The 15,040-nt window shown below is 49.8% G+C and carries 13 protein-coding genes and 1 tRNA gene; 12 read left to right on the forward strand and 2 right to left on the reverse strand.

Translation table 11 applies throughout. The annotated features are described in order from the left end of the window. The first annotated feature begins 3 nt into the window (after positions 1-3). The 11 genes from uvrA to BUA12_RS06840 all read left to right on the forward strand — a co-directional run bounded on the left by uvrA (position 4) and on the right by BUA12_RS06840 (position 12,807). Positions 4-2,856 carry an excinuclease ABC subunit UvrA gene (gene uvrA, locus BUA12_RS06790; RefSeq protein WP_072709715.1) on the forward strand — a complete coding sequence of 951 codons (2,853 nt, stop codon included), beginning with the start codon at positions 4-6 and terminating at the stop codon, positions 2,854-2,856. Continuing rightward, complete coding sequence (locus BUA12_RS06795) at positions 2,846-4,039, forward strand: DUF4097 family beta strand repeat-containing protein (protein ID WP_072709717.1); 1,194 nt, start codon at positions 2,846-2,848, stop codon at positions 4,037-4,039. Before uvrA ends, BUA12_RS06795 begins: the two co-directional genes overlap by 11 nt. 101 nt (positions 4,040-4,140) lie before the next feature. After that, positions 4,141-5,079: an HPr(Ser) kinase/phosphatase gene (gene hprK, locus BUA12_RS06800; RefSeq protein WP_072709719.1), complete on the forward strand. Its 939-nt coding sequence runs from the start codon at positions 4,141-4,143 to the stop codon at positions 5,077-5,079. Further along, positions 5,069-5,965, forward strand: coding sequence for a prolipoprotein diacylglyceryl transferase (lgt, locus tag BUA12_RS06805; protein WP_072709721.1), 897 nt, complete (start codon positions 5,069-5,071; stop codon positions 5,963-5,965). Before hprK ends, lgt begins: the two co-directional genes overlap by 11 nt. Before the next feature lies 1 nt (position 5,966). Then, positions 5,967-6,455, forward strand: coding sequence for an acyltransferase (locus BUA12_RS06810; protein ID WP_072709722.1), 489 nt, complete (start codon positions 5,967-5,969; stop codon positions 6,453-6,455). Further along, the gene (locus BUA12_RS06815; protein ID WP_072709724.1) at positions 6,448-7,869 is read left to right on the forward strand and encodes a tetratricopeptide repeat protein; all 1,422 of its coding nucleotides are present in this window, start codon (positions 6,448-6,450) and stop codon (positions 7,867-7,869) included. Before BUA12_RS06810 ends, BUA12_RS06815 begins: the two co-directional genes overlap by 8 nt. 81 nt (positions 7,870-7,950) lie before the next feature. Further along, the gene (gene trxB / locus BUA12_RS06820; protein ID WP_072709726.1) at positions 7,951-8,880 is read left to right on the forward strand and encodes a thioredoxin-disulfide reductase; all 930 of its coding nucleotides are present in this window, start codon (positions 7,951-7,953) and stop codon (positions 8,878-8,880) included. Between the two features lie 172 nt (positions 8,881-9,052). Then, positions 9,053-9,937: an RNase adapter RapZ gene (rapZ, locus tag BUA12_RS06825; protein ID WP_072709728.1), complete on the forward strand. Its 885-nt coding sequence runs from the start codon at positions 9,053-9,055 to the stop codon at positions 9,935-9,937. Further along, positions 9,924-10,919 (forward strand): gluconeogenesis factor YvcK family protein, encoded by a 996-nt coding sequence (locus BUA12_RS06830; RefSeq protein WP_072709730.1) that lies wholly within the window; start codon positions 9,924-9,926, stop codon positions 10,917-10,919. Before rapZ ends, BUA12_RS06830 begins: the two co-directional genes overlap by 14 nt. 10 nt (positions 10,920-10,929) lie before the next feature. Further along, positions 10,930-11,874, forward strand: a complete 945-nt coding sequence (gene whiA, locus BUA12_RS06835) for a DNA-binding protein WhiA (protein ID WP_072709732.1) — start codon at positions 10,930-10,932, stop codon at positions 11,872-11,874. Between the two features lie 171 nt (positions 11,875-12,045). Beyond that, a complete protein-coding gene (locus tag BUA12_RS06840) occupies positions 12,046-12,807 on the forward strand; it encodes a SurA N-terminal domain-containing protein (RefSeq protein WP_072709734.1) in 762 nt (253 codons plus the stop codon). 91 nt (positions 12,808-12,898) lie between these two features. Here the strand turns inward: BUA12_RS06840 and BUA12_RS06845 are convergent, their stop codons facing one another. Continuing rightward, positions 12,899-13,813 carry a TIGR01777 family oxidoreductase gene (locus tag BUA12_RS06845; protein WP_072709735.1) on the reverse strand — a complete coding sequence of 305 codons (915 nt, stop codon included), beginning with the start codon at positions 13,811-13,813 and terminating at the stop codon, positions 12,899-12,901. A gap of 103 nt (positions 13,814-13,916) precedes the next feature. Then, positions 13,917-14,510, reverse strand: a complete 594-nt coding sequence (gene clpP, locus BUA12_RS06850) for an ATP-dependent Clp endopeptidase proteolytic subunit ClpP (protein ID WP_072709737.1) — start codon at positions 14,508-14,510, stop codon at positions 13,917-13,919. 156 nt (positions 14,511-14,666) lie between these two features. Between clpP and BUA12_RS06855 the strand changes: the two genes are divergently transcribed. Continuing rightward, a tRNA-Arg gene (locus tag BUA12_RS06855) sits at positions 14,667-14,738 on the forward strand. Positions 14,739-15,040: the final 302 nt, after the last annotated feature.

Consider the following 15,040-nt stretch of genomic DNA (forward strand, 5'->3'; position numbering starts at 1 on the left):
TCAATGAAAAATAAAAATATAAGCATCAAAGGTGCAAGGCAGCACAACCTGAAGGGGATCGATGTCGATATCCCCCGAGACCAGCTCGTCGTCATGACGGGACTTTCCGGGTCCGGGAAGTCGTCGCTCGCTTTCGATACGATTTATGCGGAAGGCCAGCGGCGCTATGTCGAATCGTTGAGTGCATATGCGCGCCAGTTTCTCGGTCAGATGGAAAAACCGGATGTCGATTCGATTGAAGGCCTCTCCCCGGCCATCGCAATCGACCAGAAGACGACGAGCAACAATCCGCGTTCAACGGTATCGACCATCACGGAAATCTATGATTATTTGAGGCTTTTGTACGCACGGGCAGGCACGCCGTACTGTCCGAAGCACGGTGTTGAAATCAGTTCACAGACGGTACAGGAAATGGTGGACCGGGTGATGGAACTGCCGGAACGCTCGAAGATCCAGGTGTTTGCGCCGATCATCCACGGCAGGAAGGGGCAGCATAAGAAATTGCTGGAAGACCTCGGCAAGGAAGGTTTCGCAAGGGTGTTCGTCGACGGTGAAATATATGACATCGAAGCAGTGCCCGAGCTCAATAAAAATCAGAAACACAACATCGAACTTGTCATCGACCGTCTTGTCGTGCGCGAGGGTGTGGAGCCGCGCCTCGGGGACTCACTCCAGACCGCACTGGAAAAAGGCGAAGGGAATATCGTGATCAATGTCATCGACGGGGAAGACCTTCACTTTTCCGAAAACTACGCCTGTCCGATCTGCGGTTTCACAGTGCCGGAGATGGAACCGAGACTGTTTTCCTTCAACGCGCCATACGGGGCATGCAAAGAATGTGACGGCCTCGGCATGAAGATGGCGGTCAATGAAAATCTGGTGATCCCGGATGACGGCCTGAGCCTCGAAGAAGGTGCACTTGTGCCCTGGGAACCGATATCTTCGGGCTATTACCCGCAGCTTTTGAAGCAGACATGCGAGCACTTCCATATAGACATGCATACACCTTTCAAAGAGCTTGATAAGAAGGAGCGCAACCTTTTACTCTACGGTTCCAAGGGTGAAGTGGTCACATACAGGTTCAGGCAGGAAAACGGCGTCGAGCGGACGAGGAAGATGCCTTTCGAAGGCATCGTCAACAATATTGAACGCAGGTACCGTGAGAGCCCTTCCGAATATACACGTGAAGTCATGAGCCGTTACATGCGGGAGACGGCCTGTCCGTCGTGCAAGGGCTACCGTCTCAGTGACGAAGCACTGGCGGTCAAGGTCGACGGCCGGCATATCAGCGAGAGCGTCGACCAGCCTGTGAATGATGCACTCACATTTTTCAGTGATCTGACCCTCTCCGAGCAGAACCGTTCCATCGCATCGCCGATATTGAAGGAGATCAATGAACGCCTCCTGTTCCTGCGCAATGTGGGTCTGGATTATCTGACGCTGAACCGCAGAAGCGGCACATTGTCCGGCGGCGAGGCACAGCGCATCCGTCTCGCCACCCAAATCGGATCGAGGCTCAGCGGTGTGCTGTACATCCTGGATGAGCCTTCGATCGGGCTCCATCAGAGGGACAACGAACGTCTGATCAATACGCTGAAGGATATGCGGGACCTCGGCAACACCCTGATCGTCGTCGAGCACGATGAAGACACGATGCTCGCAAGTGATTATCTGATCGATATCGGGCCCGGTGCCGGTGAGCACGGCGGGGAGATCATGGCTGCCGGCACGCCCGAGGAAGTCATGCATGATGACAACTCGATCACCGGCCTCTACCTGAGCGGGAAACGCCAGATCCCCCTCCCGGGGGATTACCGTGACATCGAGCCGAAGAGGATGATCAAAGTCAGGGGGGCACGTGAGAACAACCTGAAGAACATCGATGTTGACATACCGATGGGTGTGCTCAACCTCGTGACGGGCGTTTCGGGGTCCGGCAAGAGTACACTCATCAACGAAATCGTCTACAAGGCCCTGCATCAGGATCTGTATAAATCCAAACAGGTTCCTGGAGAGCATGACAGCATCGACATCTCCGACCAGCTTGAAAAGATCATCGACATCAACCAGTCGCCGATCGGCCGGACGCCCCGGAGCAACCCTGCGACGTACACCGGTGTCTTCGATGATATAAGGGATGTCTTCGCCCAGACGAACGAGGCGAAAGTCCGCGGTTACCAGAAGGGCCGCTTCAGCTTCAACGTCAAGGGCGGACGCTGTGAAGCCTGCAGGGGGGACGGGATCATCAAGATTGAAATGCACTTCCTCCCGGATGTGTTCGTCCCGTGTGAAGTGTGCGGGGGTAAACGCTACAATCGTGAAACGTTAGAAGTCAAGTACAAGGATAAGAGCATTTCCGACATACTTGAAATGACGGTGGAAGAAGCATTCTACTTCTTTGAGAACCTTCCCAAGATCAAACGTAAGATCAAAACACTCGTGGACGTAGGACTCGGCTATGTGAGGCTCGGGCAGCCGGCCACGACGCTTTCGGGCGGTGAAGCACAGCGTGTGAAACTCGCATCGGAACTCCACAAGCGTTCCAACGGCCGTTCGCTCTATATATTGGATGAACCGACGACCGGTCTGCACTCCGAAGACATCGCGAAGCTCATCAAAGTACTTCAGAGACTGGTGGATAACGGGGATACCGTCATCATCATCGAACATAACCTTGATGTGATCAAGGTGGCGGACAATATCATCGACCTGGGCCCGGAGGGTGGTGTCGGTGGCGGAACAATTGTTGTTGATGGTACAATTGAAGATGTCATAAAGGAACCGGCCAGCCACACGGGGCATCACTTAAAAAAATGGTTGAACAGAAACCATCAGGAGGTTAATCATGGACAGTAAAGAACGTATTTTGAAGATGTTAGAAGAAGGCAAGATCACTTCCGAAGAAGCCATACGCCTCATGGAGACCATGGATAAGAAAGAGGGTCAGGACCATTCGGCTTCTGCGGATGATGCCGGAGAAAAGAAGAAGGACGATGATGGATACTGGGACGGCGGGATGGTCAACGACCTGTTCCAGCAGTTCATGGGCGAGGTCAACAAATACGTGAATCCTGATAAGCTCAACAAAACATACAAAGATGTCAATCAGAGGGCCAATAGGACTTATCAGGATGTCAGGACGAAATTCGACAGCAACCAGCAGGCCTCCCAGGTGTTCAAATCTGTGGAGCGTGCCTTCGACTCCGTCAAGAACACCAACTTCGATTCAGTGTTTTCAGGGGGTGCGAAAAACCGTCTGATTGAAACGATCGATGAGAGTTACTCGTCGATATCCCTCGATATCACGAACGGGGACATCAAAATCGTGCCGACGGATCGTGTACAGACAGCAAAATTCGAAGTGACACCTTTTTACAGGAAACTGGATGACAAAAGGAACTATTTCCAGGATATCATCTGTGAAGTGAAGAACGAAGAACTGGTCATCGTGTCGGATATCCGCGCCGCAAAAGTGAACGTCGAGCTCAATTTGAATCCCGAAACCATAAGACGGCTGATCATTACAGGTTCGAACGGAAATGTCTCCCTAAAGGACCAGGACATCAAGGATTTGACGATCGACGTTTTGAACGGCCATGTCAAACTTGAAGATACAGTGACGGATCATGCATTCGTCAGGACTTCAAAAGGGAACATCTCCGTCGAAAAAGGCGCTTACGGTGATGTGGAGCTGATATCGATGGTCGGAACGATCAATACGGACCAGTTCAACGCAAAAGACATCACGGTTTCCGCCAATGGATCCGTCAACATGACACTCCAGAGCACGACGGATTCCGCTACGATAAACACCAACATGGGCAGTGTCAATTTGAGCATACCGCAGGGCCGTCCGCTGGAAGGCAGACTTTCGACCGTGGTCGGACAGTTGAACTATCCGCCTGAAGTCGATGCCAGATTCATGAAGCATCAGGATTTCGGACTGAAGGAACTGATGCTCGTGAATGATTCGGATGAACCGGGACTGTTCATAGAAGTCAGCACCAAGTTCGGCAGTGTAACTTTGCACAGAACCTGACGAATTATTAAAAAGACCGGAAGCTTCCGGTCTTTTTTATTTTGCTGGCCTCATTTATGAGTTAAGATAATACATAACATAAGGAATTCAGAGGTGGTTGCATGTTGAGGGTACATGAACTGATCGATCAGTTCACATTGAAGGTGGTGGCGGGTGATGAGGGGCTGACCAACGAAATCAAAAACTATGATATTTCACGTCCGGCACTGGAGATCGGGGGTTACTTCTCCCATTACTCATCGGACCGGGTACAGATCCTCGGAATGACGGAAATTTCCTTCTTTGAAAGGATGCTGACCGATAAAGAGCGGGAAGACCGTTCGAAGCGCCTCTGCCGCAAGGAAACGCCCTGCATCGTACTGGCAAGGCAGCTGCCGCCGCCTCTGGAGCTGATCGAAGCATGTAATGCGAGCAACACACCCCTGCTGGTCACGGATGCGAACACGACGACCTTTTATTCGAGGCTGTCGGGATATCTCGAAAAGGCGCTGGCGCCGGAGACCAATATGCACGGTGTACTCGTGGATGTCTACGGCATCGGGGTGTTGATCACCGGGGAGAGCGGTGTCGGAAAGAGTGAAACCGCACTTGAACTGGTCAAGAACGGACACCGCCTGGTCGCGGATGATAATGTTGAAATCAAGGAGGTCTCGGATAATGTGCTGATGGGCAGTGCGCCGAAACTCATCCAAAACCTGCTTGAAATACGCGGTCTCGGGATCATCAATGTGATGACCCTCTTCGGGGCGGGCTGTATACTCGCAGAAAAAAGGATCATGCTGAACGTCAACCTTGAAACGTGGGAAAAAGGAAGGGATTATGACAGGGTGGGCCTCGACCGCAGGAAGCTGTCGATATTGAACTCTGAAATCGAAATGCGTACGATACCGATACGCCCCGGCCGGAGCCTCGCCGGCATCATAGAAGTGGCCGCCATGAATTACCGTCTCCAGAACATGGGGTATGACGCGGCAGTGGAATTCAATGAAAGACTGAATAAACAGATCAAAGTCAACGGAGGACTGGAAAATGATATTTAATATACAGCCGCTCGACCCGGTCATCGTTTCCCTGGGGCCGCTGGACCTCAGATGGTACGGGGTCATCATAGCATTCGGCATGCTGCTCGGATTTCTCATCGCAAACCGGGAAGCGAACAAAAAGAACATGCCTGAGGGCATGTTTGTGGACTTGATGTTTTATATAATCCTATTCTCACTGATCGGGGCAAGATTGTATTATGTCCTCTTCAATCTGGATTACTACATGCAGGACCCGATATCGATAGTGATGGTCAATGAAGGCGGGATGGCAATCCACGGCGGACTCATCGGGGGTATACTTGCAGGTCTTGTATACTGCAGACGTAAGAACCTGAGCTTCTTTCAGGTCGCTGACATTGCGGCGCCGAGCCTGATCCTCGGACAGGCGATCGGCAGATGGGGCAATTTCATGAATCAGGAGGCCCACGGGGGCGAAGTGACGAGAGGTTTTCTGGAGTCACTGATGCTGCCGGAATTCATCATCAATCAGATGTACATAGACGGCAGCTATTATCATCCGACATTCCTTTATGAATCAGTCTGGAACATCATCGGTTTCGTAATTCTGCTCCTGCTCAGACCGAAGCTCAGGATCGGCCAGACGACGCTCCTCTATCTGATCTATTATTCAGCCGGCCGCTTCTTCATCGAGGGGATGCGCACCGACAGCCTGATGATCGGGGATGTGCTCAGGACTGCACAGGTGGTCTCGATCATCACGGTCATCGCAGCCATCGTCATATGGATTTACCGGAACAAGAAATACGACCTTCCAAAATACGGCGCGGTACAGGGCGTGTACGACCCTGATGGTAAGCGCAGAAAGAAGCGTTCCAGGTCGAAAGGGCAGGTTGTAAATAAGAAGCATAAAAGGAAGAATTGATATGAGGAATACAAAACGGTATAAAGTGGGGAAGTATAATCCGTTATGGAATCTATACCGGACGGTTTCATTCTTTAAAGTCGTCAGGAATTTTATCGTCATTGAAACCGGACGGTATTGTCCGTCCACGAAACTGAAGTACCGGCTGTACCGCCGGTTTTTGAACATGAAACTCGGGGAGAGGGTCTCATTCGCCTACAAGGCGATGCCGGACCTCATGCATCCGGAGAAGATCCACATTGGCAACAACAGTATAATCGGTTATAATACTGTAATATTGACCCATGAATATTTAGTGGATGAATACAGGCTTGGAGATGTCCGGATCGGTGACAACACGATGATCGGCGCCAATGTGACCGTTCTGCCGGGCGTCACCATCGGCAGCAACGTGAGTGTCGGTGCGGGCGCTGTCGTATCGAAGGACATCCCGGATCATTCAATCTGCTATGGGAATCCACTAGTGATAAGGAGAAAAACTGATGAATGATAGAAAAATAATCCCCTTCACTCAAAGTGGTTCATTTTATTTCAATCAAGGATTAAAGAAGATAGACCAACAGAAAAAAAAAGATGCTCTGAAAAACTTTGAGAGGGCGTATAATACAGATGAGGATAACCTTGCCTACTTGTCACAGTATGTATATCTGCTCGCAGAAAACGGAAGGCATGCTGAAGCTGAATATCTACTGATCAACAAATTCATTCAGCATCACTATGATGCTGAATTTTATTTTATACTCAGCCAGCTCTTTGTCATATCGAATGATCCGAACAAGTCTTTCCTGTTCGGGGTGGAGTACGCGAAGCATTTTCCGGAAGCGGGTTATCATGAAGAGCTTGAGAACATGTTCGATCTGGCAATCGAAGACGAGGATGAAGTTGAGAAAGAGGCGGAGCGTTTCGTCAGTCATCATATCTTCCAGCATCTGTTCATGAATGCCCGCATAGATGAATCACTGGAGTATTTATCAACACTGCCCCCGGGGCTTCAGGAGGAACGCACCTTCAGGAACTTGAAGGCGATGGCTTACCTGTTTTTGAACAAGTTCGACGAAGCCTATGAATTGCTGCAACAGCTGCATATGGAGGACAAGACCGATATGCACGCCCTCAGCCATCTTACGCTGCTCTACTACCATACAGGCCAGCAGGAGGAATTCGAATCAAATTTAAAGAAGCTGGAAGTCGTCGAACCGCTTGATGATGACTCCAGATTCAAAGTCGGTCTCGTACTGAACTTCCTCAAACAGTACCCCAGGTCCTATGAATTATTGTACCCGCTCTATAAAGGCCAGCAGTTCGTCAGCTTCCAGCTTCTGCATGCACTGAGCTTTGCAAGCTACCATACGGACAGGATCGAGGAGGCCCGTATGTTCTGGGAGAAGATGCAGAACTTCCACAAAGTGAGTGATGCCTTCAGCCCCTGGGAAAAGGAGAAGGCCGCTGAACTGATCACCGTCACGGCCGAAACCCACCTTCATGAAGATGATGTGCACCTCAGGCTGCTCGGTCTATACAAGCTCCATCTGATCAGGCCGAGGGAGACGATACTCGGGCATCCGGTTTGGGAAACCATCGAGGCGATGGATGACTATGAGAAATTATACGTCACTTTCCTCTTCCAGGGTGTCAAACTCGTCAGGCTCGGCAAGATGCATAATGGCCTCGAGATATTGCGGTCTGCGGGCTATGGGAGTGATGAAGACCTGCTGCAGTGGATGGATACATTTCACCTGTTGTACGATAAGATCAAGGATTTCGAAGATATTTCCTCACTGGTCGCGGCGACGATGTACCTGTATCCGCAGGGAAGGAAAATCACAAAAAAGCGTATGACGGAAGAATTCGGCATCACCGCATACAGGCTGAACAAGGCGATAGATATAATCAGGCAGATATGATGAAAGTGATTTGAAAAACGTCTATAATATTGGTGGTATGAAAATGAAGAAACAATCACTGAAAAAGTAAGGAGATTTGAAATGGCGGAAGAGAAAATACATGATGTGGTAATAATCGGTGCCGGGCCGGCGGGGATGACAGCTGCCGTCTATGCATCGAGGGCGAACCTCGATACGGTGATGCTTGAGAGAGGTGTGCCTGGCGGACAGATGGCGAATACGGAAGATGTTGAAAACTATCCGGGGTTCGATTTCATCACCGGGCCGGAACTGTCATCCAAGATGTTTGAGCATGCACAGAAATTCGGGGCACATTACAAATACGGCGACCTCAAATCAGTGGAAGACCACGGGGAGTATAAGACACTCATCACGTCTTCCGAAGAGATCAAGGCCAAAACGGTCATCATCGCGACGGGTGCCGAGTATAAGAAAATCGGCGTACCGGGGGAAGACACCCTTGCCGGCCGCGGTGTGAGCTATTGTGCCGTATGTGACGGTGCATTCTTCAAGGAGCGTGAACTCGTCGTGATCGGCGGCGGAGACTCGGCTGTGGAAGAAGGCGTGTACCTGACGAAGTTCGCAAGCAAAGTGACGATCGTTCACAGACGCAACGAATTGCGTGCCCAAAAGATACTTCAGGACCGTGCGTTCAAAAATGAAAAAATCGAATTCGTATGGGATACCGAGCTTCAGACGATCAATGGGGACGACAAAGTCAAAAGCGTCACACTCCTGGATAAAAACACCGGAAACACATATGACTATGATGCAGACGGCGTCTTCGTCTATATCGGCATGAAGCCGCTGACCCAGCCGTTTGAAAACCTCGGTATTCTGAATGAGTTGAATTATATCGAGACCAATTCCGAAATGGAGACGAGCATTCCGGGGATCTTTGCTGCAGGGGACGTCATCGATAAGACACTCCGTCAGATCGTCACAGCAACAGGTGACGGCAGCATAGCTGCAGAAAATGCCCAGAAATATATCGAAACACTGGCGGACTGACCGTGTGGGAAGGCAAAAATTGATATTTTTGCCTTCTTTTTGATTTGATGTCCTGAACAGCATGATTGTAAAAAGTAATCAAATCCAGTATCATGATGTACCGGCTGTATTCTTTAGTTCGGATGTTTAATGAGTTAAAATGAAGTCAGACTAAGAACAGGATGTGGAGCCAATGAAGAACTTGATCATTCTCACAGGTATGAGCGGATCCGGAAAGTCGGTTGCGCTGGGAGCACTGGAAGATATGAATATCTTCTGCATCGATAATCTGCCGCCGCTTCTGATTCCCAAAATCGTCGATCTGATGGAGACCACCGAAGGCGGAATGGATAATGTCGGACTCGGCATCGATTTAAGAGGCAAGGAATTATTCGATACACTCATCTCGGAACTTGAAAAGGTGCAGTGCAATCACCATATCGACCTCAAAATCATTTTCCTCGATACTACAAACGAAAAACTTGTGACCCGTTATAAGGAGACAAGGCGGTCCCATCCATTGGACCACGATATGAATGTACTTCAGGCGATCCAAAAAGAGAGGGAACTGCTCGATGAACTGAAGCACAGGGCGGATGTGATCATCGATACTACGGAATTGAAGCCGAAAGAACTGCGTGCCGAGATGTTCGAGGAAATCACCGGCGACGGCGACGGAGGCTTCAGTGTGAACATTTTAAGTTTTGGATTCAAGCATGGTGTGCCCATAGACGCAGACCTCATGTTCGATGTGCGGTTCCTACCCAACCCGCATTATATAGATGAGCTCCAGCCTTATACCGGGCTTGATGAGCCGGTTTACAAGTATGTGATGGGCTTCAAGGAGACGAATATATTCTACACGAAGCTGCTTGATATGATCCGGTATCTCCTTCCCCAATATTTGAAGGAAGGGAAATCACAGCTGGTCATCGGCATCGGCTGTACAGGCGGTCAGCATCGTTCTGTAGCGCTAGCGGAACGGCTGACGGATGAGCTCCGGGAGTACTATGATTTCAAAATAGTGACGGAACACCGGGATGCTCTGATTGAAGGCGTCAGAAATGAACAAAATTAAAGTCACCCTTGTCGGCGGGGGCACCGGATTAAGCGTTTTAGCGCGTGGTTTGAGGCAGTATCCGGTGGAAGTCTCGGCAATCGTCTCCGTGGCGGATGACGGCGGTTCCACGGGCATCATACGTGACCAGATCGATATGCCTGCACCGGGGGACATCAGGAATGTGATGTCCGCACTATCCGACGTGGAATCAAAACTTGAAAGCTTGTTCAACTACAGGTTCAAAAAAGAGGAGATCAGCGGCCATGCACTCGGCAACCTGATGCTGGCAGCCATGTACGATATGACGGGGGATTTTGCACTGGCGGTCGAAGAGCTCAGTGTCATCCTGAATGTACGCGGCACTGTCATCCCTTCCACCAATTTCAGCCCGAAACTCGCTGCACGGATGGAGGATGATTCGATCATCATCGGGGAAAGTTACATACCGTCAGTCCATCAGAAGATTTCGGAAGTGTTTCTACTGCCGAAAGATACGATTGCGACACCTGAAGCGGTCCAGGCGATAGAAGAGGCGGACATCATCGTCCTCGGGCCGGGGAGCCTCTATACGAGCATCATTCCGAACCTGCTGCCTTCGGGGATGAAAGAAGCCCTCATCGGCTCGGAAGGCACGAAGGTCTATGTTTCCAACATCATGACGCAGGCCGGCGAGACGATCGATTACACGGCCTCCGATCACCTGCAGGCGATCAACAGGCATATGGGCCGGAATATATTCGACTATATTATACAAAATGAAAAAAGTATGATCCCCAATCTCTCAGGCTATTATAAAGAGAAGGGGATGTCGGTGGTGACGAGTGACAAAAAGGCGCTTGAAGACATGGGTGTTTCCGTGCTCACACATGAAAGCCTGGTCAGTGTCGATGGCGGCGGGGCAGTCCGGCACAACAACGACGTGATTGCAGAGATGATTTACGATATTGCCCTGAGCGAAATCAGTACGCTGCAGTATCGTATCAATAAAGAACAAAGTTAGGATGGATGAAATGTCATTTGCATCAGATATGAAAAATGAACTCACGCGTATTGATGTGGATACATGCTGCCGGAAGAGTGAACTTTCCGCACTCATCAAGATGAACGGTGCACTCAGCTTTTTTGACGGTGAATGGATCATCAATGTGCAGACTGAAAATGCGGCCATCGCAAGGCGCATCTTTTCCCTGATCAAAAATATTTACGGTGTGGATATACAGTTGCTCGTACGTAAAAAGATGAAATTGAAAAAGAATAATGTCTATATCAGCAGGGTGAAGAAAGACGCGCATAGAGTGCTCACGGATTTGAACATCCTTGATGGGGGCATGATCACCAACACCATCGGTGATGATATCACAAAAAGCGACTGCTGCATCCGCAGTTATTTAAGGGGGGCATTCCTCGCCGGCGGTTCGGTCAACAACCCGGAGACGTCCGCCTACCACCTGGAAATCGCTTCACTCTATGAAGATCACGCCGCTGCCCTGACCGGGCTGATGAACGGCTATGATCTGAATGCGAAGTATATAGAGCGGAAACGCGGCTACATCACTTATTTGAAAGGCGCTGAAAAAATTGCGGAATTCCTGAGCCTGATTGGCGGCTATCAGGCACTTTTGAAGTTTGAGGATGTGCGCATCGTCCGGGACATGAGGAACTCGGTGAACAGGCTCGTCAACTGTGAAACCGCCAATCTGAATAAAACCATCAGTGCGGCCATGCGGCAGGTGGAAAACATTCAGCTGATCGACGAGGAAATCGGCATAGATGAACTGCCTGTGAGGCTCCAGGAGATCGCAAGATTGAGGGTTGAACATCAGGACGTGTCCTTGAAGGAACTCGGTGAAATGATGTCAACAGGTGCGATTTCAAAGTCCGGCGTCAATCACAGGTTGAGGAAACTCGACGCCATCGCCGAGAAGATCAGGAGCGGCGAAGCGATGGATTTCTAATAACGGATGGTTTTGATTTTCCCGGATGAATGATGAGTCCGGGATTTTTGTTTCGTCATCGGATGTACATATTTTGAATGGGAAAATCCCGATCATACATCTTTTAAATTGAAATGCAGATCTGCTGTGGTAAAATGGCGTACGATAACGATTTGGAGGTAGGAAGTAATTATGAAGAAATGGTTGATGATGATAACAGTTGCAGCAACGATGTCGCTTGTCGCTGCATGCGGCGATGACGACGCAGAAGAGGCACAGGAAGAAGCTGCAGGGGAAGAAGCTGCAGGCGGGCAGGCAGAAGAGATGCCTGAGCCGGATCTTGAAGGTGTACCGGATGTCGTTGCTGAAGTGGAAGGTGAGGAGATCACCAAAGATGAATTTGAACAGGTGTATACCTCCCACTTTGAGCAGGCGGCGATGATGCAGCAGATGTCGGGTGAGGCAGTCGACGAGGACGCATTGAAGCAGGAAGTTGTGGAAGGTATGGTTTCCAATGAATTGCTGCTGCAGGAAGCGGATGACAGGGATATAGAAGCATCCGAGGAAGATGTGGACCAGTTGATCGCCCAGCTCACTGAAGCGAACGGCATGGAATCGGAACAGGAGTTTCTCGATGCCATGAATGTGAGCAGCGGTATGAGTGAAGAAGATGTGAGGAATGAACTCATGAAAGAAGTGAAAGTCCAGCAGCTGATTTCCGAGGAAGCCGGGGACATTGAACCGACCGAGGAAGAGATGCAGGAAGCTTATGACGAGCAGATTGCAGCACGCGAAGAAGCTGAAAGCGAAGCCGGTGAAGAGACTGAAGCGCCGGAATATGAAGAGGTCAAGCCTCAGATCGAAGAGCATCTGATCAGGGAAAAGGAAGCTGAGATGCAGCAAACACTGATAGATGAACTGCGTGAAGAAGCAGATGTGACGGTGCATATTTAACCGTTGCCTCATCGGCGTACGGGGGCTCCCCCGGTGCCATCACACAGGAGCAAAATGAAAACCGCCGGGCTCACAGAGCTCCGGCGGTTTTCTAATTCCCGTATATAGCATCCAGGGCACCGTCGAGTGTCGGATAATGGAACTTGAATTCCCTGGCCAACAGTTTTTCGGGTATGACTTTCTGGCCCCTGACGATCAGCATCGACTGCTCCCCGAGGGCCTTTTTGAAGATGAAGCCCGGCATATCGATGAATGTCGGACGACCGAGGGCCATGCCGAGATATTTGGCGAAGTGGGCCTGTCTGAGCGGTACCGGTGCGGTCATGTTGACCGGGCCGGTGAGCTCCGCATCCGCCATGGCGTAGAGCAGTGCGTTGACCAGGTCATCCACGTGTATCCAGCTGTAATATTGGTTTCCTGAACCTATTTTGCCTCCCGCCCCAAATTTGAACGGCAGTGCCATGAGTGGGAGCACGCCTTCTTCTTTGTCGAGCACGAGGCCGAATCTGCCGAGAACGACCCGCGTCCCGAGTGACTCGAACATGCGCGCCTGTCTTTCCCATGCATCCACCACGGAAGATAGGAAATTTGACGGCGCGAATACGTCTTCTTCCGTATAGGTCACGGATTCGCTTTTAGGATAGTAGTCCACACCACTCGCATTGATCAGCACGCCGGGTTTGATGTCCGCTTTTTCAGCCCAGTTATAGAGCAGTTTTGTGACATTGATCCTCGAGTGCAAAATCGCTTCTTTATGATCGTCCGTCCATCTTTTGTTGATTGATGCCCCTGCAAAATTATAGACTGCATCGATATTCATAGGCAGGGCGTCGGTAAAACTCAAATCATACGGGTCATCCGGGTCGTATTGGATGTAATGGATGAAGGGGTGGTCGCTTGTATGCTTCCCCCGGCTTAATATATATACGTGGTGCCTGTCTTCCACCAGGGCTTCTGACAGGTGGGAACCGACCAGCCCTGTGCCTCCGGTCATTAATATGTTCATTGATGGGGTGCCTCCTTAGAATCATGTACTTTATAGACTCATACCCGAAAAGAGGACAAAATAAAAGTGCCATATGCCGTTTTGGCATATGACACTGAAAAAATCATCCCTGAACTTTTTCCGGCTCCATCACTTCGTCGATCAGGCCGTATTCCTTTGCTTCTTCTGCTGACATGAAGAAGTCGCGGTCTGTATCCTGTTCGATTTTTTCAAGGGACTGGCCTGTTCTTTCAGCCAGGATGTTATTCAACTTTTCACGGGTCCTTAAAATGTGCTTGGCGGCAATCTCAATTTCAGTTGCCTGACCCTGTGCACCGCCGAGTGGCTGATGGATCATCACTTCAGCATTAGGCAGCGCAAAACGCTTGCCTTTGGCACCCGCTGCAAGCAGGAATGAGCCCATGGATGCAGCCATGCCTAGGCAGATCGTCTGCACATCCGGTTTGATATGCTGGATCGTATCGTAGATCGCCATGCCGGCCGTCACACTGCCGCCCGGTGAGTTGATATAAAGGTAGATGTCTTTTTCAGGATCCTGGGCCTGCAGGAATAAAAGCTGGCTCACAACCGAGTTCGCGACGTTATCGTCGATGCCGGTTCCGATCATGATGATTCTATCTTTTAATAATCTACTGTAAATGTCATAAGCGCGCTCTCCGCGATTCGTTTGTTCGATCACTGTAGGTATTAAATTCATGTTTTTCCCTCCGTGTTTTAGTATTATAATTAATGCTGATTTATTTATATCATATTAGTCAAATAAGGTCAAAAGATAAAATCAGCTTTTATTTTTTCGTATTTGTTGTTATAATGAATATTGTCCAAAATACATAGCAGTTCCAATATTGATGCAGCCCCCATGGTGTAATGGATAACACGTAAGATTCCGGTTCTTAAGATAGGAGTTCGATTCTCTTTGGGGGCGCTTTGAAAAACGGTGGACGAAACGATACAGCCATAATCCTGAAGGGTATGGCTGTTTTTTTATGGAGAATGATGGCATTTTTCAAATGCCCGAAGGACATGTACGGGAGGGCCGCACTTTTGAATGAAGGTCAATCTCTTCAAAAACCGGATGATCCGCTGTATACTTGTGGCTGAAAACAAATTCGACACAAATCAGCCGTCGGCGGCAGAGGGAGTTGTGATAGACTCTGATACGAACGGCTTTTGTAAAGGGATTGCAGGGTGCTGTTATTATTCACTGTGAGAAGCAGGTGATGTGAT

The sequence above is a fragment of the Lacicoccus alkaliphilus DSM 16010 genome (assembly GCF_900142805.1).
In the GTDB taxonomy this organism is placed as follows: Bacteria; Bacillota; Bacilli; order Staphylococcales; family Salinicoccaceae; genus Lacicoccus; species Lacicoccus alkaliphilus.